This is a genomic window from Paraburkholderia sp. Clong3 (assembly GCF_050436485.1).
GTDB classification, from domain to species: Bacteria; Pseudomonadota; Gammaproteobacteria; order Burkholderiales; family Burkholderiaceae; genus Paraburkholderia; species Paraburkholderia tuberum.
On record NZ_JBNDMH010000003.1, the window covers coordinates 2,252,196 to 2,271,253 of the forward strand.

Annotated in this window: 11 protein-coding genes and 3 pseudogenes; 7 read left to right on the forward strand and 7 right to left on the reverse strand. The window is 62.5% G+C overall.

Annotated elements, in window-relative coordinates; translation table 11 throughout:
- Nucleotides 1-45: 45 nt before the first annotated feature.
- On the reverse strand, nt 46-1,074 hold the full coding sequence (locus OKW30_RS33720) for an ABC transporter permease (RefSeq protein WP_184062789.1): 1,029 nt from the start codon (nt 1,072-1,074) through the stop codon (nt 46-48).
- A complete protein-coding gene (locus tag OKW30_RS33725) occupies nt 1,067-2,614 on the reverse strand; it encodes a sugar ABC transporter ATP-binding protein (protein ID WP_429349216.1) in 1,548 nt (515 codons plus the stop codon). Before OKW30_RS33725 ends, OKW30_RS33720 begins: the two co-directional genes overlap by 8 nt.
- A gap of 244 nt (nt 2,615-2,858) precedes the next feature.
- Between OKW30_RS33725 and OKW30_RS33730 the strand changes: the two genes are divergently transcribed.
- The 5 genes and pseudogenes from OKW30_RS33730 (at nt 2,859) to OKW30_RS33750 (ending at nt 10,405) form a co-directional block, all read left to right on the forward strand.
- Complete coding sequence (locus tag OKW30_RS33730; RefSeq protein ID WP_429348759.1) at nt 2,859-3,599, forward strand: FadR/GntR family transcriptional regulator; 741 nt, start codon at nt 2,859-2,861, stop codon at nt 3,597-3,599.
- Between the two features lie 451 nt (nt 3,600-4,050).
- A pseudogene (locus OKW30_RS33735) lies at nt 4,051-5,356 on the forward strand (ATP-grasp domain-containing protein).
- Between the two features lie 10 nt (nt 5,357-5,366).
- Nucleotides 5,367-8,068: pseudogene (locus OKW30_RS33740) on the forward strand (CoA-binding protein).
- A 202-nt stretch (nt 8,069-8,270) separates the two neighbouring features.
- Nucleotides 8,271-9,569 (forward strand): MFS transporter, encoded by a 1,299-nt coding sequence (locus OKW30_RS33745; protein ID WP_187626519.1) that lies wholly within the window; start codon nt 8,271-8,273, stop codon nt 9,567-9,569.
- Nucleotides 9,570-9,622: 53 nt separating this feature from the next.
- Entirely contained in the window at nt 9,623-10,405 is a 783-nt protein-coding gene (locus OKW30_RS33750; RefSeq protein WP_429348760.1) for a substrate-binding domain-containing protein, read from the forward strand.
- 40 nt (nt 10,406-10,445) lie between these two features.
- Here OKW30_RS33750 and dctA read toward each other — a convergent pair whose 3' ends face one another.
- Nucleotides 10,446-11,756 (reverse strand): C4-dicarboxylate transporter DctA, encoded by a 1,311-nt coding sequence (gene dctA, locus OKW30_RS33755; protein WP_429348761.1) that lies wholly within the window; start codon nt 11,754-11,756, stop codon nt 10,446-10,448.
- The gene (locus OKW30_RS33760) at nt 11,753-12,721 is read right to left on the reverse strand and encodes a LysR family transcriptional regulator (RefSeq protein WP_429349217.1); all 969 of its coding nucleotides are present in this window, start codon (nt 12,719-12,721) and stop codon (nt 11,753-11,755) included. The genes dctA and OKW30_RS33760 overlap by 4 nt, the downstream gene beginning before the upstream one ends.
- A 717-nt stretch (nt 12,722-13,438) precedes the next feature.
- Between OKW30_RS33760 and OKW30_RS33765 the strand changes: the two genes are divergently transcribed.
- Entirely contained in the window at nt 13,439-15,586 is a 2,148-nt protein-coding gene (locus OKW30_RS33765) for a molybdopterin-containing oxidoreductase family protein (RefSeq protein ID WP_429348762.1), read from the forward strand.
- A gap of 166 nt (nt 15,587-15,752) precedes the next feature.
- On the opposite strand, the gene OKW30_RS33770 is transcribed toward OKW30_RS33765, so the two are convergent.
- From OKW30_RS33770 to OKW30_RS33780, 3 genes and pseudogenes are all read right to left on the reverse strand, one after another.
- On the reverse strand, nt 15,753-16,646 hold the full coding sequence (locus OKW30_RS33770) for a class I SAM-dependent methyltransferase (protein WP_429348763.1): 894 nt from the start codon (nt 16,644-16,646) through the stop codon (nt 15,753-15,755).
- 273 nt (nt 16,647-16,919) lie between these two features.
- Nucleotides 16,920-17,591, reverse strand: coding sequence for a SagB/ThcOx family dehydrogenase (locus OKW30_RS33775; RefSeq protein WP_429348764.1), 672 nt, complete (start codon nt 17,589-17,591; stop codon nt 16,920-16,922).
- A 248-nt stretch (nt 17,592-17,839) separates the two neighbouring features.
- Nucleotides 17,840-17,983 (reverse strand): annotated as a pseudogene (locus OKW30_RS33780) (nitrate reductase); the annotation flags it as partial.
- 181 nt (nt 17,984-18,164) lie between these two features.
- On the opposite strand from OKW30_RS33780, the gene OKW30_RS33785 reads away from it, so the two are divergent.
- Nucleotides 18,165-18,998, forward strand: a complete 834-nt coding sequence (locus OKW30_RS33785; protein ID WP_090806646.1) for a class II glutamine amidotransferase — start codon at nt 18,165-18,167, stop codon at nt 18,996-18,998.
- The last annotated feature ends 60 nt before the right edge of the window (nt 18,999-19,058 follow it).

The following is a 19,058-nucleotide window of genomic DNA, read 5'->3' on the forward strand; positions in this document are numbered from 1 at the left end:
TGCACTGCTTTGTTGGACTTCTCGAATAGCATCATTCGATGTGCTTCATCGACGGTTTCTGACCTGGTCGATCCAGACCGTGCCGAGAATGACCAGTCCGATGATGATTTGCTGGATGAAACTCGATACGCCGTTCATGTTCAGACCATTGCGCAGCACGCCGATCACAAACGCACCGATGGCCGTACCGGAGATCGTGCCTACACCGCCCATCAGGGACGTCCCGCCAATCACGGCGCTGGCGATCGCATCGAGCTCGTACATGACGCCTTCGTTCGGTTGCGCCGTGACGAGGCGCGACATCAGCACACAACCCGTCAGACCGGCGAGCACGCCGGACAGCACATAGGTAAACAAGGTGACGCGGCGGACATTGACGCCGGAGAGCCGCGCAGCTTCGGCATTCGAGCCGACTGCGTAGATGTGGCGGCCAAGCGAGGTGCGCGTCAGCATGATCGACACGGCCACCGCCAGCACGACCATGATGATCACGGGATACGGGATCCCCGGAAATACCGTATCGGGGAACCCGTCTGCACCGATATGCGAGATGCGGAACAACGCGCCATTTCCGAGTTCGCCGAACGCGTCGCCGAGTCCCGAAACCGGGCGCGCGCCGGTGATCTGAAGCGCGAGACCACGCGCGACCAGCATCATGCCGAGCGTGGCGATAAAAGGCGGCAGCCCCATACGCGTGACGCACAGGCCATTAACGAATCCGCACAGGCCGCCCACCACGACGCCGCCGAGCATGCCGAGAGGAATCGGCACGCCAGCCTTGACGAGCAACGCGGCGACCACACCAGACAGCGCGAGTACGGAACCCACGGACAGGTCGATTCCGCCCGTAATGATCACGCAGGTTGCCGCCACGCCGAGATAGGCAATCGACGTCACCTGCAAGGCCACTGTCATGCCATTGTCGACCGAGAAGAAAGCGGAACTGGTCAATGAAAAGACGGCCACCAGCATGATCAGACTGCCGAGCGCGGCAAATTTCTGAATCAGGTCGCGACGCCGGAGCTTCGCGCTGGTGTCGACAGTAGTGGTCTGTTCGGTTGTTATTTCAAGCATGATTTCGTCCCGATGCGAAGTGCATGATTTCTTCCTGATTGGTGTGGCGCGTCTCCAGGATCGTGGCGATCTGGCCTTCGTGGAATACCGCGACGCGATCGGACATGCCGAGAATTTCAGGCAATTCCGAACTGATCAGCACAACGCCGATGCCCTGCGCGGCGAGCTGGTCCATCAGCGTGTAGATCGCGTATTTCGCGCCGACATCGATCCCGCGCGTGGGCTCGTCGAAAAACAGAATCTTCGATTCGCGAAACAGCCATTTGCCGACGACAACCTTCTGCTGATTGCCGCCGGACAGGTTGCGCGTGAGTTGATGGACGGTCGGCGTGCGGATCCCGAGCGTTTCGACGTAACGCTGTGCGATGGCCGCTTCTTCGGCGAAACGAATGAAGCCGGCGCGACCCGACACCGCCTCGATATTGGCCAGCGTGATGTTGGTCGCGACCGGCATCTTCAGCGCGAGGCCGTCGCTCTTGCGGTCTTCCGACAGATACGCGATACCGTGGCGAATCGCATCGATAGGCGAGCGGATCGAGACGCGCTCGCTCCCCATATGAATCTCGCCGCCGTCCGGTTGGTCAGCGCCGAAAATCGCCCGTGCCACTTCGGTCCGGCCTGCGCCCATCAAACCGGCGAAGCCGAGAATCTCGCCTCGCCTCAGTTCGAACGAAACCGGCCCAAATGCCGGTGCGCGCGACAGATTGTCGACGCGCAGCAGCACGTCCTGCGTCGGAACCGAGCGGCGCGGCGGGTACGCATCGTTCAGCGCCCGGCCGACCATTCGCGCGACGATCTCATCCATGCTGGTCGCCGCGAAATCGTCGGTTGAAATGTGATGTCCGTCGCGCAGCACCGTCACGCGGTCGACGATCTGCTTCAGTTCATCGAGACGATGAGAGATGTAGACAATGCCGACCCCGCTCTCGCGCAACTCCTTGATGATCCGGAACAGGTGCATGGTTTCGGATTCCGTGAGCGACGAAGTGGGTTCGTCCATGATCAGCACCTGGGCGTCGAGCGAGAGCGCCTTGGCGATTTCGACCATCTGTTGCTGGGCGATCGACAGCGTCCCCACCAGCCTCGTGGGCGGCAACGACAATCCAATGCGGGCGAGCGCGCGCTGGGCGTTCCCATTCAGTCGTGCGCGATCGATGAACGGCCCGCGTTTGGGCTCGCGTGCCAGGTAGATGTTTTCCGCAATCGACAGGTGCGGCACCAGATTCAGTTCCTGGTGAATGATCGCAATGCCTGCTTCCTGTGCCTCGAGTGAGGACGCGAACCGCCTTTCCATGCCGCGAAAAACGATCGTGCCGGCATCCGGCTGGTATTGCCCGCTGACGATTTTCATCAGGGTCGACTTGCCAGCGCCGTTTTCGCCACAAATCGCGTGCACTTCGCCGCGGCGCAATTGGAAGTGCACGTCCTCCAGTGCAACGACACCGGGAAACCGCTTGCCCAGCCCGCTCAGTTTCAATAGCTCCGGGGGTTCCTTTAACGCGAAGCCGTCCACCACGCGCGGGGCCAGGTCAGTGCTCAGATCTGTCACACGTGTCTCCTTCTTTTGTGTAGAGGCGCTGCCGTCGGTCAGGCCAATCTGATGCAGATTAAAGAATAAACGGCGATTTTGGTCAAGCCAATTTGCAAGATACTTCTTCTGGCCTTACCAAGGGCAAACCCGAACTGTTCCTGCAAAATGCGCTGAAAACCTTGTCAGGCTTGCGTGGTAGACTTTGATCGCTGGTCGACAGACGACCCGGGCCATTTATCCTTCCGGCAGCAAAATGAAACAGACCGAGCCAAAGCGGCTTTACCAATTAGTCGCCGACCAGATTCGCGGCCTCATCCACGGAGGGGATTTCCCGCCGGGGTCGAGACTGCCGCCGGAGCGCGAGTTGTCGCAGCAACTGGGTGTTTCGCGCCCGTCTCTGCGCGAGGCGTTGATCGCACTGGAAATCGGCGGCAGCGTCGAGACCCGCATGGGTTCGGGCGTCTATGTGCTCGAAACCGCAAACGAACGTGAAGAGTCACTGGCTGTATTAGGCGAAAGTCCGACGGAAATCATGCAGGCCCGGGCCGTAATCGAAGGCAGCCTCGTCGTGCTCGCCAGCACGCGGCTTACGGCCGGCTCTCTGGACCGGTTGCGGCGCAGCGTGGATGCGATGCATCGCCTCGCCTCTGCCGGCAAATCTCCTGTGGAACCGGACCGGCAATTCCACCTGATCATCGCGGAAACGGCCGGCAATACGGTGTTGAGCCGATATGTGGCCGATCTGTTCGACGCGAGGCGCGATCCGATCGGGGCGAGGATTAGCGAACTCGTCGAAAATACGGCCACATGGATGGCTGCGGTTGAGGAGCACGAAAACGTTCTGCATGCACTGCAAGCAGGAGACCCTATTGCTGCAGAAGCGGCGATGCGATCGCATCTGAAATCTTCTGAAGAGCGTTGGGTCGGAAGTGACATCAAGAAAGTTGCACCCAACGATGCCGACAGTAAAGCTGGCCGCGTGCGACTGGGTTGAGTTGCGAAGTCGACCGGTTAGAGCTTGCGCCGAAATTTCAAGCGTCGCCGTGAGGCCCACCATGAAAGCAGCGCTTGTCGCCACAACGTAACGGCGTTCGACGATATTGATAACCGTTGAACATCAATGCTTCAAAAAATTGCACTTCTCGTTCGGGGCGTCTTGAGCAAATATCGATGCTCAAGAAGTTCATAAACGCGTCGACAGAGAACGCATCGGAGACAGGCGCGAAACGCAGAACAGCGTTTCGCCGCATTCCAGTGCAACCCGGTCACGGGTGCCGCCAACGGTAGCCGATGCCCATCTCGCATGACCCACCTCGCGTTGTGAATCCTGCCGCCGCTTTCAAGCGAGTCCACGGCAGATGAGCATTTCGCGCCTTCCGCAGCGAGCTAAGCGCACTCAGTACCTGCTTCATTCGTCATTGCCTTGAATTTCAGGAGACACTCATATGCAGATCACCGGAATGTTGCACGGCGCGCGCCTATTGCAATTCGTCGGATTCCCGGCTAGCGAAGTGCTGGGGCCGAGCGCCAGCGAGGAGGAGATAAAGTCGCTGATCGACCGCCACGGGCAGGTCTTTATCAAGCCGGTATTCAAGGGCGGCGTGGGCAAGAAGGGCAAGGCCGGGTTGCTCGGGCGCGCGACAGATCTCAAGACGGCGCTCGCCGAGAAAGAGCGGCTGTACTTCGCCGAGCACGTCGTGGGTCATGTAAGGGCCAAGGCGAACGGCGTCACGTTCGAAGCAGGCGTACCGGCCAAACATGAAGTCTACTTCTCGATCACCGATTCCACCCGCTTTCGCGCTCCCACCATGACGCTGTCGCACGCGGGTGGCATGGACATCGAAGAGGTCGATCCAAAGCAAGTCGCAATGGTGCCCTTTGATGCATTGACCGGCCTGAAGGCGTTCGTCGTCGCGAATGCGTTGAGCGAGATCGGCGCGCCGCGCGAAATCATTTCCCCACTCGTGCAGCAATTGCCGAAGCTCTGGGAGCTCTTTCACGACTTCGGCATGACGACGCTCGAGCTGAATCCGATCCGCATGCGCGAGGACAAGAACGGTCGGCTCACACCCGTGGCCTGCGACTTCAAGTGCGGGTTCGACCGTGACGACCCGCGCTTCTCGCGCCTCGGCCTGCCTGCTCACCTGTTCGCTGCCGACTACTCAGACTTCGAGCAGGAGATCAAACCAGCTTCGCACGCACCAGGGTCAAAGCGATGTCTATGTGATCAATGACAAGGGAACGATCCTCGCGCCCACGTTCGGCGGCGGGGCCAACTCGCTCGTCACGGAGATGTTGGGCGACGCAGCCATCATCTCTTCGGATTTCGGCGGCAATCCTCCCTACGAAAAAATGAAGGAAGTGGCGCGCATCTGCTTCCGGCATTGGCTGAAGCAGTCCAACGTACTGTTCATCATTGGCGGCAAGTCCAACAACACCGATATCTACGAAACACTGCGCGCGATGGCCGATGCGCTACGCGAGCACTTCAGCGAGCACGGTCCCACCCCGCTTTATGTCGTCCTTGGGCGCGGCGGTCCAAACCTTGTTCGTGGCATGTCGGCACTGCGCGACACCTGTGATTCGCTCGGCCTTCCCTATCGCCTGTTCGGCTTTGACTCCGACATCAGCGAAGTGATCCAGTACGCACGGAAGGCCGATGCGTGGATGCAATCGGGAGGACGCGCGCAGGTCGCAGCGCGCATCGGCGCGCGTCAGACGCAACCGCAGACGGATACGGCAAAGGCGTAAGGAGATCGACATGATCAAGCAAGGCAATAATCATTTCAGGTATTTCGTCGGCATCCAGTCGCTTGCACAATTAGTCACGCGCGAGGACCGCGTTTGTGTGCTCAACATTCTGGGAGGCGAGTCGTCGGACGTGACGCCGGTGAGCCACGCGTTTTCCGGTGGGAATATCGTATTCGGCACTGCGCCTGGCAAGCGCGGGCAGGTGCTCGTGACGCCTGCCGGCGACATCCCCGTCTATAACAACGTGCGCGAAGGCCTCGAAGCCGGGCATCGTTTCAATTGCGGCGTCGTCTATCTGCCGCCGTCGGCCGCGCGCGATGGGGTGGCCGAACTGATCCGCGTCAATCCCGATCTGCGCAAGATTTTTATCATTACGGAGAAGATCTCCGTGCACGACGCCCGGGAAATTCGCGCGATGGGCCAGCAAGCAGGCATCGACATTTTTGGCGCGAACGGGCTGGGCGTCGCGGACTCCTGGCAGCGGGTGCGCATCGGGGGTGCGCTCGGCGGCGATGATCCCGGCGCAACTTTGCGGCGGGGCTCGATCGCGATCTTTTCCAACTCGGGCGGGTTTAGCACCACCATTGCGCAATATCTGCGCATGAGCGGCTGGGGTACAACGACCGTCGTATCCAGCGGCAAGGACGTCTACATCCACTATGCGGCGCCGGAGTTCGCCTTTGCCCTCGCCAACGACGCGCGCAGCAAGGCTGCCGTACTGTACTGTGAGCCGGGCGGCTACTACGAGGCCGACGCCACATTTACGAAACCCGTCATTGCCTGCGTGGTAGGCCGCTGGAAGAGTCGTCTGACGCGCGCGGTGGGGCATGCGGGCGCAATGGCGGGCGGCGCCGACGATGCTCTTGCGAAGGAGCGTTGGTTCATGGAGAAGTTCGGCGTCGAGCGTCTTTTTACGCCGGACGATCCATGCTGCTCTCGGTGAAGGGCGCCGTTGTGACAAACATCGCGCACATTCCCGCCGCGCTCACCGCAGTGATGCGCGCGAACGCGACGATGCCCGACTTTGAGCCGGAAGGCAGCCTCTCGCTCAAACCGTGGTTTGGCTCGGATCAGGGGATCGAACTGCCAGACTACCTCGCCCTGCCGGTCGTGGAAGCAGTCGCGCCGTACAACGAACAGATTACGCGGGCGAACAGCCAGATCGGCACAATCCCGCCGCGCCAACCGTTGAAGGACGCTTCGGGCGCCTCGCAGATGGACGCAAAAACGCAGGTGAGCAGCCTGCACGGGGTATCCATGCTCGAAGCAGCGACGCACTCGCTTGAGGAGAACATCTGCCTCGCGCTGTTGCGGGAGTTCGGCGGGGCAAACGACACAAAGCTCATCGACGTGGCTGTTGGCGCTGCAGTGAATCTGCACGGGACACCGGAACTGGCGGCCGCGCAGGCTTCGCGCGAGGCGGGCAATGCGCCCAATGCCGTGCTCGCGGCCGCGGCGGCGATCGTCGGGCCGAATCGCCAGCGTGCTGCGCGCGAGGCGGCAGCACTGATGATCGACGGCTTCGCGACAGCCAGGCTCACAGACGCGTTCGACGAGACCTTCGATGTCGATGCCGTCCACACCGCGGACACTGCAGCGCTGTTCTGCGATGAACCCGATCCAGAGGCGCAAGCCATGCTGGGCGGGCTCGCCTCGCGCGGCGTAAGTTCCGCAATGATCCGATGGCTGTCGTGTGGCCCGGGCCATCCGCGCCCGGAAGCAGTACTCGCGGCGATCACGACGACACTCGCCTGGGGCCCGCTCATGCGCAAGCGGATCTCCCGCCTGACCGCAGAAAGCTTGCCGTGGTGGACAAAGCTCTTCGGCACCATGATCGGCGCCTCAGCGGACGCCTCGCAGCACGGCCCGGACGGATTTTGCGGCTTCGCCACCGAAGAATTACTCGGCGAACGCACTCTGACGGAAATCGCCTTCGCAGCGCTGCTAAACCTGAAACCGACTGTCGACGACCTTTTCGCGTTCAAGACCCTTGTCGGTTTGCTGCTCACGAACGGACCCGGCGCCATTTCGGCGCAAGGCGCAAAGGGCGCAGTATCTGCCGATGGCCCGGAAAGTCCCGAGCGGGTGCAGCTAAACAAGGCTCTGGCGGGGTTCCTCACGCACACTGGATATACGCATGGCGGCAACGGCTACGAAGGCATTGCGTTCCTCAACGAGGCGTTCCGCAGCAGCGGCCTTGAAGATCCGACCGATGCTCATCATGCCGTGGACCTCGAAGCGCTCGCCCGGCGCTCCGTCGAGCGATACGCGCAGTACAAGGCGCGCCAGAAGCAGTTGGGGAGCCTCGATATTGCGAAACTTCCGGGTGTTAATCATCCGGTCTTCAAAGACAAGCCGGTGAACCACGACCCGCGGGAAATCTTCATCGCCAACCTTTATGAAGCCCGCGGCGAGTACAACGCGTTTCATGCGTTTTACCGTGTGCTGGTGCAGGCTTTGTTCGACGCAGGCGTCTCGCGCAATGTCTATTGCGTCAATGTCGATGCCGTGATTGCCGCGTTGCTGTTGAAGATGCTGTGGCAGCCGCTCAAGCGCGGGGAGTTCAGCGAGGCGGACCTTGAAACGGCCGCGTTCACGATCTTCCTCTATCCGCGCATGCTGGGCTGCGCTGCGGAAATTGACGATCATTTGAACCGCGGACGCAATATGGACACGCGTACGGCCGCTTCCCAGTGTCGTTTCGTGGCCTGACCGCTGGCCTCTGATGGTCGCCGCCACGCGCTGGCGCACAGCTAACGCGCGGCGGCGGCGAAAAAGGGGGCGCCGATTGATAACCATTTGACATCAATCGTTCAGAAGATTGCACTTATCGTTTGATTGGCCACGGGCCAAAATTCCCGAAAAGACAAAGAGCGGGACCACCGCATAGCTCGGGATTTCAGGAGACACATTGATGCACCCCTCACCCTCTACCCTTTCGCCGGGACATTCAAAGGCTGCGGCGGTTTTCCGCGTGACGGCCGGAAATTTTCTGGAGCAGTTCGACTTCTTTCTGTTTGGCTTCTATGCGACGCAGATCGCCAACGTCTTCTTTCCGGCCGGGAGCGAATTTGCCTCGTTGATGATGACGTTCGCGGTCTTCGGTGCCGGTTTTCTGATGCGCCCGCTCGGCGCGGTCGTGCTCGGCGCGTACATCGACGACGTCGGCCGCCGCAAGGGGCTCATCGTCACGCTCTCCATCATGGCGAGCGGCACCATCCTCATTGCGTTCGTGCCGGGCTACGCGACCATTGGCCTTGTGGCACCCGCGCTTGTGCTGCTCGGGCGGCTGTTGCAGGGCTTCTCCGCGGGTGCGGAGCTGGGCGGCGTGTCGGTGTATCTCGCCGAGATGGCCACGCCCGGCCGCAAGGGCTTCTTCACGAGTTGGCAGTCCGCGAGCCAGCAGGTGGCGATCGTCGTGGCCGCGGGCCTCGGCTTCGCGCTCAACCAATCGCTGAACGCCGCTACCATCGCGGCGTGGGGATGGCGCGTGCCGTTCTTCGTCGGCTGCATGATCGTGCCGTTCGTCTTCGTGCTGCGTCGTAATCTGCAGGAAACCGAGGAGTTCAAGGCTCGCCAGCATCGCCCGAGCATGAAGGAGGTATTCACGACGCTGGTCCAGAACTGGACCGTCGTGATTGCAGGCATGATGCTGGTGGCGATGACCACCGCGAGCTTCTATCTCATCACGGTCTACGCGCCGACTTTCGGCAAGACGGTCCTGCACCTCAGCACCGCCGATAGTTTGCTTGTGACGCTGTGTGTGGCCGTGTCGAACTTCGTGTGGCTGCCGATCGGCGGAGCCCTCTCCGACAGGATCGGCCGCCGGCCGCTCCTCATCGCCATGACGGTGCTCGCCATCGCGACCGCGCACCCGGCGCTGTCGCTGCTCGCTCACGCGCCCAGCTTCCTCAACATGCTGCTCGCCCTCCTTTGGCTCTCGTTCATGTACGGCATCTATAACGGCGCGATGATCGTCGCACTGACGGAAGTGATGCCGGCGCAGGTACGCGTCGCGGGCTTCTCGCTCGCCTATAGCCTCGCGACCGCCGTATTCGGCGGTTTCACACCGGCGATCTCCACGGCGCTCATTCACATGACTGGCGACAAGGCCGCACCCGGCTACTGGATGAGCTTCGCGGCAGCGTGCGCCCTGATGGCGACGTTTGCACTCTATCGGCGCCGCGCAGCGACGCTGACTCCGGCGCACTGATTCGCGTCTCGCTCCGCAGGCGGCTAAACACACAATCTGACACGGCTCCGATCATGAGAAATCTGTTTCTGAAACTATGCGCCGCAGCACTGGTCGCAACCTCGGCTGTTGCGGCGAACGTGCAAGCCGCCGACCTGCACGTCATGAGCTCGGGTGGCTTTACCGCAGCGTACAAGGTGCTCGGCCCGAAGTTCGCATCCGGGACGGGCAACACGCTCGACACCGCGCTTGGTCCGTCGATGGGCAAATCGCCCGAAGCGATCCCCAACCGGCTCGAGCGTGGTGAGCCCGCCGACGCCGTTATCATGGTCGGATATGCGCTTGACGAATTGATCCAGAAAGGCAAGGTCATCCCCGGATCGCGGGTCGAGCTGGCCGATTCGCGCATCGGCATGGTCGTGCGCGAAGGAGCGGTGAAACCCGATATCAGTTCGGCAGAAGGCCTCCGGCAGACCCTGCTGCATGCGAAGTCGATCGCGTACTCGGACAGCGCAAGCGGTGTCTACATTGAGCGGGAGTTGTTCAGGAAGCTCGGCATCGAGGATCAGGTCAAGCCGAAGGCGAAGATGATCCCGCGGATTCCAGTAGCCTCGGTGGTGGCGAACGGCGACTACGAAATCGGCTTCCAGCAGGTGAGCGAGTTGCTGCCCGTCAAGGGGGCGACCTTCGTCGGAAAGATTCCTGAGTCCCTGCAGTCGGTCACGCGTTTCGCCGCCGGCATTCCCGTCAACGCACAGCATCCGAAGGAAGCGAAAGCCCTGCTCGACTACCTCGCTTCACCTGGCGTACAGGCAGACGTCAAATCGACAGGGCTAGATACCGTCTCCGCTCATTGACGCAAACCTGAATGAAGGCTTGCCTCAGGCGGCCTTCCTGTCACATCCCCGAGGTATCTCTCGCGGGATCCCCCGCACCGTCCGCGCCGCCTGGCGCTGCCGCCCCGAGCATTCGCGCAAGACGCGTACGATCGCAAGCACCCTCCCACATCGAAACGAAGATCACCGCGCAGGCGTTGCTGATCACGCTCGTCAGGGCGCGCGCCTCGGACATGAAGCGGTCGATGCCCACCAGTAGCGCCACCCCGGCGACGGGCAGATCGGGAATCACCGTCAGCGTCGCGACGAGCGCCACTAATCCGCTGCCCGACACACCCGCCGCCCCCTTGGACGTGAGCAACATAACGGCGAGCATCATCGCGATTTGCGGCGCGGAAAGCGGCACGTCGCACGCCTGCGCGATGAACATCGAGGCGAGCGTCAGATAGATCGCGGTGCCGTCGAGATTGAACGAGTAGCCTGCGGGCAGCACAAGCCCCACAACGCCCTTGTCGCAGCCGAGCGCCTCAAGCTTCGCGATCAGGCGCGGCAGTACCGGCTCCGTCGACGATGTCGCGAGAACGATGAGCAACTCCTCGCGCATGTAGCGCAAGAGCCGCCAAAGTGCGAAGCCGTGCAGCCGCGCGAGCGGAGCGAGCACCAGCGCAATGAACAGCAGGCATGCCATGTAGAAGGACACCATCAACATCCCGAGCGATCCGACCGAGCGGATGCCGAAGCGGCCCACCGTGAAAGCCATCGCGCCGAATGCCCCGAGCGGAGCGAGTCGCATGATCATCGCGAGGATGCGGAACAGGGTCTCGGCAATGCCGTCGATGAGCGCGAGCACCGGCCTGCCCGCCTCCGGACAGGAATTTAGCGCAAAGCCGAAGAGCAGCGAGAGCAGCAGCACTGGCAGCACCTCGCCCTTGTCGAAGGCGCCAAGCATCGTCTCGGGAATGACGCTCAGCGCAAATGCGACAAGGCCGCCCGGCTGCGCGTGCTTCGCATATTGCGCGAGGATGCTCGCGTCCAGATGGTTAGCGTCGATGTGCATGCCCGCGCCGGGCCGCAGCACGAAGGCCGTGACGAGTCCGAGCGCAAGCGCCACGGCTGTCAAAAAATAGAACAGTCCCAGCGCCTGAAAAATTGTGCGCCCGATGGCCTTCCCGCTCGCAAGCGACGTGATCCCCGAGACGATCGTGCAGAAAACGATCGGCGCAATCATCATCCTCACGAGGCCGATGAACCCGTCGCTCAAGGGCTTGAGCAGCGGGCCCGCTTGCGGCAAGAAGTGACCGAGCGCCATGCCGAGCATCATGCCCAGCAAAACCTGCAGATAGAGCGAACGAAGCGGTCTTGCCAACCTCACGATGCGGTTTTCCTGCCTGGCGGCTCTTTTGGAGACGTGTTATTGCCCACGGCATCGCTGCATGCGACGCCGCCGCGCTTCATCTCGACAATCGTTCTGTGAAACTCCTGCGCAGCCGGTGTAAGTGGACGTCCGCGGCGTCTCACGATTCCCACGCGCCGCTTCACCACCGGTTCGACGAGCGGCACGCTCGTGAGGATGGGGTGATCGCGCCCGGGCATGGCCATCGACGGCACTGCGGCGACACCGAGCCCCGCCTCGATTAAACCGAGCATGGTCGTTACGTGACGCGTCTCGCAGACGCTCGGCGCACGCGGCGCCACGGCCGACAGCGCCTGATCGAGCAGCAGTCGGTTGCCGGAAGTTTTGTCCACCGAGACGTACTCGTACTCGTAAAGCTCGTTCCAGGTCACGCGTTTTTTGCGCGCGAGCGGGTGATCACGGCGGCAGGCGGCCACGAAGCGCTCCTGCAGCAGAACCTTGAACTCGACCTCGGACTCCTGGCTGCCCAGAAAGCTCACGCCGAAATCCGCCTCTCCGCTGATGACGGCGCCAAGCACCTCATTCGCGCTCATATCCAGCATCTTGACCCTGATGCGCGGGAAGCGGCGATGATAGCTCGCGACGGCGCTCGGCAGGAAGTAGTAGGCCACCGAAGGCACGCAGGCGATGGTGACATGTCCCAGTCGGCTCGAAGAAACGTCGCGGATGCCGAGCAACGCGACGTCGAGATCATCAAGCAGCTGCTCGGCGCTCGGCGCGAATACCCGGCCGACGGTGGTGAGCGTGACGCTGCGCGTGGTGCGCTCGAATAGACGCACGCCGAGTGCTTCCTCGAGCTTGTCGATCCGGCGGCTCAAGGCCGGCTGCGAAATGCTCACCGCCTCGGCGGCCTTGCGGAAGCTTCCCAGTTCCACTACTGCTCGAAACGCCTGCAAGTCGTTCAAGTCGAAGTTGATACCCACGGAGTCATCCTCCACATCCTGGATGTGGCTATTTTGCATGAAGCAGCTCAAAGCGCCCATTGCGAACTACGCCCGTTCGCTCGGCCCTCCGGCGGTACTGCAGACGTGAGGCGCGACGGGCCGGTTTCACGGACTCAGCCGTCATTCACATGAGAGACGCGGGCATCGCCCTCTGGCCGACAACGGGCGAAAGCACGGCGCGCCAAAGTCGTGTGAGACAGCAGCAGGGCGCTAGAACAGCGAGGCCTCTCGATGACAGTGTGGGGCGATACGCATCAACGCGACGGAGCGCTAAGCACCAGCGCCACCGCGCAGGCAGGTGCGAACGCGGCACCAGCGCCTGACGATGACATGACGCGCGCGGAGGCCATCGCGAGAAAGTTGATCGGGAGGAGCGATAGCTTGGGCTCTCATGATGCCGGTGAGGATTGAGTTCGTGCTTCTCGTGCGACGGGCCGTCGCGAGGCCCGATGTCCCTGCCGGGGCGCGGCGTGCCGGACTTGCGGGCAGCGGCGCTCGCAACAGGTCGCCGGGCTATTTGCCAAAATATGAACGTCGTTTATAATAGCGAATGGACGGCCGCAATCTGGCGGCGATCTAGCGCTAGTCGTATGCGGGTGCTCTGTCATCGCGCAGGTATCCGGCTCGGCTTTAACCTTTACGCCGAAAGTTGTGGGTGGTTACGAGGTGTGGGCCACACTACACGAGGAGCTCGCCGTGCCACGCGAAGCCGTCACCGCCTGCCGCATCTGCGCCGGCAACTGTTCACTGCGCTTGACCCTGGACGACGCCGGACGCGTCGTTGCTGCGCGCGGCGACCGCGACAATCCGCTCACGCGCGGCTACGCCTGCATCAAGGGCGCGTATCTGCATGAGGCGCATAACAGCGCGGAGCGGCTCCTGCACCCGCTGAAACGGCAGCCCGATGGCAGTTTCGTGCAGATGCCGCTTGACGTGATGCTGGCCGAGATCGCGGCGCAACTCCAGGCACTGATCGAGCGCCACGGCGCCGATGCGGTCGCAGCCTTTCGCGGCACCATGAACTACTCTAACCTCGCCGCCAATCATATGTTGCCCGCCTTCCTCGCGGCGCTGGGTTCGAATTCGTTTTTCTCTACAATGACCATCGACCAGTCGGCCAAATGGGTGGCATTTGAGCGACTGGGCGGCTGGGCCGCCGGCAAAGATCCGTATGCGCTCGCCGACGCGCTATTGTTCGTCGGCACCAATCCGCTGGTGTCGCTATCCACGTTCAACTTTGCATTGCAGAATCCGGTCAAGCAGCTCCACGAAGCGAAGGAGCGCGGCCTTAAGCTGGTGGTGATTGATCCACGAGAGACCGAGACCGCCCGCCATGCCGATGTCTTCCTGCAGGTGCTGCCGGGCGAGGACCCGACCGTCCTGGCTGGCCTGCTGCGCATCATTCTGTGTCGCGGCTGGCACGATGCTGAATTCTGCGCGCGCTACGTCAAGGACCTGCGACGACTGGCGCGCGCGGTCGAGCCGTTCACGCCCGACTACGTCGCCCAGCGCGCCGGCGTAAGCGTCGAAGGGCTCGAAGCCGCCGCTGCGGCCTTCGCGGAACCGGTCCGGGAGGCCGGCGGCCTGCGCCGCAAGCGTGGCTCGGCCGCATCGGGAACCGGGCCCAACATGGCGCCGCACTCCAATCTGGCCGAGCATCTGGTCGAATGCCTCAACGTCGTGTGTGGCCGCTTCGCTCGCCCCGGCGACCCTGTACCGAACCCCGGCGTAGTCGCCCCACGCTACCAGCGCCGCGCCGAAGTGATTGCGCCACGCCGTTCCTGGGAATCCGGCTGGAAGAGCCGTGTCGGCGGCTATGGCATGCTGTTCGGCCAGAAGATGAGCGGCACGCTGGCCCAGGAAATCACTACGCCTGGCGCCGGCCAGATCCGCGCGCTGTTGGTCGACGGCGGCAATCCAGTCGATGCCGTGCCCGACCAGCGCCGCATCGCCGATGCGCTGCGCCAACTGCAACTGCTGGTATGCATCGAGCCTTTCATGACTAACACTGCGCGGCTCGCGCACTACGTGATTCCACCGAAGCTGATGTTCGAGCGCGCCGACCTGCATTCGCGCGACTATGAGTCCTACATCATGTTTCAGCCTTACGCACAATACTCGGCCGCCGTGGCGACGCCGCCGGAGGGATCCGAAGTCGTGGACGACTGGTTCGTATTCTGGGATCTGGCGCGGCGCCTGGGCAAGACCATCATATTCGACGACGTTCCGCTCGATATGCGCGCAGCTCCGACCACCGAAGAGCTGCTGGCGATCCTGGTTCGCCACGGCTCGATCTCATTTGACGAACTGAAGCTGTACCCACAAGGGAAAGTCTACGAGATCGAACCGATGATCGTGCAGCCCGGCGAGCCAGGGAACGCCGCGCGCTTCGACGTGATGCCGGACGACGTCGAGTGCGAACTGGCGGGCGTACTGAACGAAGCGGGGGCTCCGCCGGGGTTCACGCATCGCCTGGCGGTGCGGCGCGTGCGCGACGTGCAGAACACCATGTACCACCACCTGCCCGCGGTGCGCCGACGCATGGCGTTCAATCCGGCCTTTGTGCATCCCGATGACCTGGCTGCTCAAGGACTGACCGAAGGCCAGTGCGTGGCCATTGTTTCGCCGCATGGCCGCATTCGAGCCATCGTCAAAGGGGACGCCGCGCTGCGCCGAGGCGTCGTGTCCATCCCGCACGGCTGGGGACCGATGCCCGACGAGGAGCCCGAGACCTACGCCGGCGCCAATCCAAACCAGTTGCTCAGCACTACAGTTGGTCTTGATCCGATCAACGCCATGCCGGTAATGAGCGCGATGCCGGTACGCATCGAAGCTGTAGTCTGAATCGCAAGAGAGAACCCCGTTCGAATCGAACGATTTGTTTCCGAGCGCGACGATGCAGCTACCCGGCCGTCCTGCCGTCGATACGCTACTGCGGGTCGTGCAACAAACTGAGCGCAGCCCAACGCGTCGGCCGATTACCGCCCGCGGCTGGCGCCCGTAGAACACGCTAAGGCTTGACGAATCTCAGCGTCATGCGATCCGATTCACCGATTGCGGCGTAGCGCGAGCGGTCGACGTCACCGCCCGCGTAGCCCGGCGGCAGCGACCATACGCCATGCGGATAATCTTTCGTATCTCGCGCGTTCGCGTTGATTTCGCTGCGTTGCGCGAGCACGAAGCCGGCCGCCTGTGCCCGGTCAATCACGAAAGCTTCAGTCACATATCCGGTTTCGATCATCTGCTGTACCGTCGAGCCGGGCCGGGCGCGATGTTCTTCCACACCAAGTTCGCCCCCGTGCTTCAGCGCGTCATGGAACGCATGCAGATTGGCATCGAGCTGCCCATCCTTGATCCAGTTGTGAATGTTGCGAAAAGTAAGCACGCGATCGAACCGCTCGTGTGCATCGAAGCCGAAAAACTGGCCCGCGTGCAATGTGCCGACCACGACGTTCCCGTAGATTGCGGGGGCACCCGCGAGCTTGCGCAAATACTCTGCATCGATTGACCGGTCTTCCGAGGCCAGGTCCGCGGACGTGCTCAGATATTGCGCTTCGTACAGGTGACCGGCGTCGTGCAGATAGGGCGCCAGAATGTCCGTGTACCACCCGCCGCCCGGCGCGATCTCCAGCACGGTTTGCGTCGGACTCAGATCGAAGAAGCGCAACGTCTGCGCCGGGTGACGATAGACGTCGCGCGCCCGGGCGGTCTGACTGCGTTGCGGATTGGCGACCGCCAGGTCGAGCGCCTTCGCCTCGGAAGCTTGCGAAGGCGTGACATGACCGCTCAGCTGTGAGGAGGAAACGCATCCGGCCATGATCGTCGCGATCACCGTCATCGCGAAACGGACAGCACGACGCTTCGAATATTCCACCAGGGTCGAGCGCACGAGAATCGGCTTCATAGGCACCACGCGGAGTTGACATGGCACACACGATACCCGCTCCTTCGAAGTTCGTGTTTGCCGCACTGCTGGCCGGTGCATCGATGTCCGCGCATGCCCTCGCGCCGGGAAGGACCCCAGTCCTCGAACCCGCGTGTCAGGGAGCGGGCGGTGCCTTGTAGGTGTCTTCTATTGCCGTCAGCTTATCGAACGTGAGGTCCAGGTCCTGTTTGAAAGTATCGAGCACCTTTCGTTCGCGGGTGGGGCGCGTTCATTTCATTCTCACGCAATGACTTAGACCGGAAAACCTACCGGGACCAAATAGACGACGGTCTGGGCGTGCGGCAGGCCGAGCTTGCGCGCCGCCGGAGCTCCGTCGACGGCGCCCACGGGCACCGCGACGAGCCCAAGCGAGGCGACCTGGAGCAGCATGTTCTGGGTCGCGTGCCCGACCTCGAGATCGGCATACAGATTCGCTCTCCCGCCATACCTCGCGGTCAGCCGACTGGGATCGGCGGCCACCACGAGCAAGGCCGGGGCCGCCTCGACGGACGCCTGGTTGACCGCCAGTGCTCTCAGCTCGGGGCGCAGGTCGTGGGTCGCCCGCGTCTCGGCCCGGTGGCCATCAGGCAGATAGTGCATCACCTCCGTGGCGGTCACCACGTAAAGTTCGAGCGCGTACAAAGCGCCGGCCGCCGGAGCCGCGCGCTTGCCGTCCGAGCTGGTGATGCCCTGCCCGGCCCACAGCAGTTGGCCAATGGCCTCGACCGGCAGCGGCTTTGGCGCGAATCTGCGCACGGACCTGCGCTTCTCGATGGCTTCTTCGAGGGACAGCGTGCCTTTGAGGTTGGGCTTGGGCAGATCGATCTGACCGGTGAATTTCGCCTGGCTTGCCTGCGCCAGACCGGTAGAACCCTCGGCGAGCGCGCCTGCGGCCAGCGCAACCAACAGTTCACGGCGTTTCATCGGCACCTCCATCAGCAAAAAAGCAGGCTGGCTGGCAGAGCCTGCAGCCTGCGCGAATCTCAGTGCTGCAGATTTGCCGCCTCGTCTGTTTCCGGGCGGTCCGTCGAGCGGCAACGGCGCAGTCGACCATTCGCGCGGAGCAAACACGAACACGGCTAAGCGACGGAACCCACGACCGGTGTGCGCCGCACTTCCGACAGGTAGATCAGGATCAGCGAAACCCAGACGATCCCGGTGACGACGCCCATGGAGCGAACTATCTTGTCGTGCCGCCAGCGCTGGCGGTCAGCATCCTCCCATTGCCGGTCTTCATCTGTGACAGCACCATGACCATCCGAGGACTGAAGACGGGGGGCCGTGAAGTAACGTAACCTGTCCAGAAAGTGGCTCATGCGCGTCCTGCCTCTATCAGATCAGGCCGGTGCAAGCTCAAAGCGATGCCCGGCACGCAAGCACCTAAACGCCATCTGGCATAGTGACAGGTACGGTGTCTGCCTCAATCGGACTTTGGTCCTACAATCGCCGCCCGCGGGTGGTGTAGGGTTGTCATGCGCAACCGACAGGAGAGCAATCATGTGCCGCTGGCTCGCTTATACCGGCAATCCGCTTCAGCTCGAAACCGTGCTGTTCAACGCCCGGCATTCGCTGATCGATCAGAGCATGCATTCCCGGCTCGGCGCCACCACCACCAATGGCGACGGATTCGGGATCGGCTGGTATGGACATCCCACTGACATTCCGTTTCGCTACCGCTGCATCCAGCCCGCGTGGAGCGACCGCAATCTACGCGAGGCCGCGCGGGCAATCCACTCGCCGCTGTTCGTCGCGCACGTGCGCGCGGCGACCGACACGCCGTCGCAGGAAACCAACTGTCATCCGTTCCGCCACGGCCGCTGGCTGTTCGCGCACAACGGCCTGGTGCGCAACTATCCGGCGGTGCGCCGCGACCTGATGGTGAAGATCGACCCCGATCTGTTCCCGTCCATCGAAGGCTCGACCGATTCCGAGGTGCTGTTTTTTCTCGCGCTGACCTTCGGGCTGGAGCTCGCGCCCGTCACCGCGCTCGAACGGATGGTCGGATTCGTCGAAGCCACCGGCCGCCGGCATGGCGTGGATGAACCGCTGAACATGACCGTGTGCGCGACCGACGGCGAGCAGATCATCGCGGTCCGCTACTCGAGCGAAGGACAGTCGCGCTCGCTGTTTCACAGCACGTCGTTCCGTCATCTGCGCGAGTTGTATCCCGACGACGAGCGCATCAAGACGGCCGGCGAGAATGCGTTCCTCGTGTTGTCCGAGCCGCTTGCGGACTTGGCGGGCTTTTGGGAGGAAATTCCCGAGAGCACGGCGGTGGTCGCGCGCGGCGGCGAGATTGGGCAGTATGCGTTCAAGCCGCGACTGGACTGAGCCGCGCATGGACTGAGTCGCGCCAAGCCAATCGTGCTCGAAGACTTGCCTGACGCGATC

Coding starts and splice junctions, on each gene's coding strand:
- OKW30_RS33745 (WP_187626519.1), top strand. CDS start 8,271: ATGCACCCCTCACCCTCTACCCTTTCGCCGGGACATTCAAAGGCTGCG.
- OKW30_RS33785 (WP_090806646.1), top strand. CDS start 18,165: ATGTGCCGCTGGCTCGCTTATACCGGCAATCCGCTTCAGCTCGAAACC.
- OKW30_RS33770 (WP_429348763.1), bottom strand. CDS start 16,646: ATGAAGCCGATTCTCGTGCGCTCGACCCTGGTGGAATATTCGAAGCGT.
- OKW30_RS33775 (WP_429348764.1), bottom strand. CDS start 17,591: ATGAAACGCCGTGAACTGTTGGTTGCGCTGGCCGCAGGCGCGCTCGCC.
- OKW30_RS33720 (WP_184062789.1), bottom strand. CDS start 1,074: ATGCTTGAAATAACAACCGAACAGACCACTACTGTCGACACCAGCGCG.
- OKW30_RS33730 (WP_429348759.1), top strand. CDS start 2,859: ATGAAACAGACCGAGCCAAAGCGGCTTTACCAATTAGTCGCCGACCAG.
- OKW30_RS33750 (WP_429348760.1), top strand. CDS start 9,623: ATGAGAAATCTGTTTCTGAAACTATGCGCCGCAGCACTGGTCGCAACC.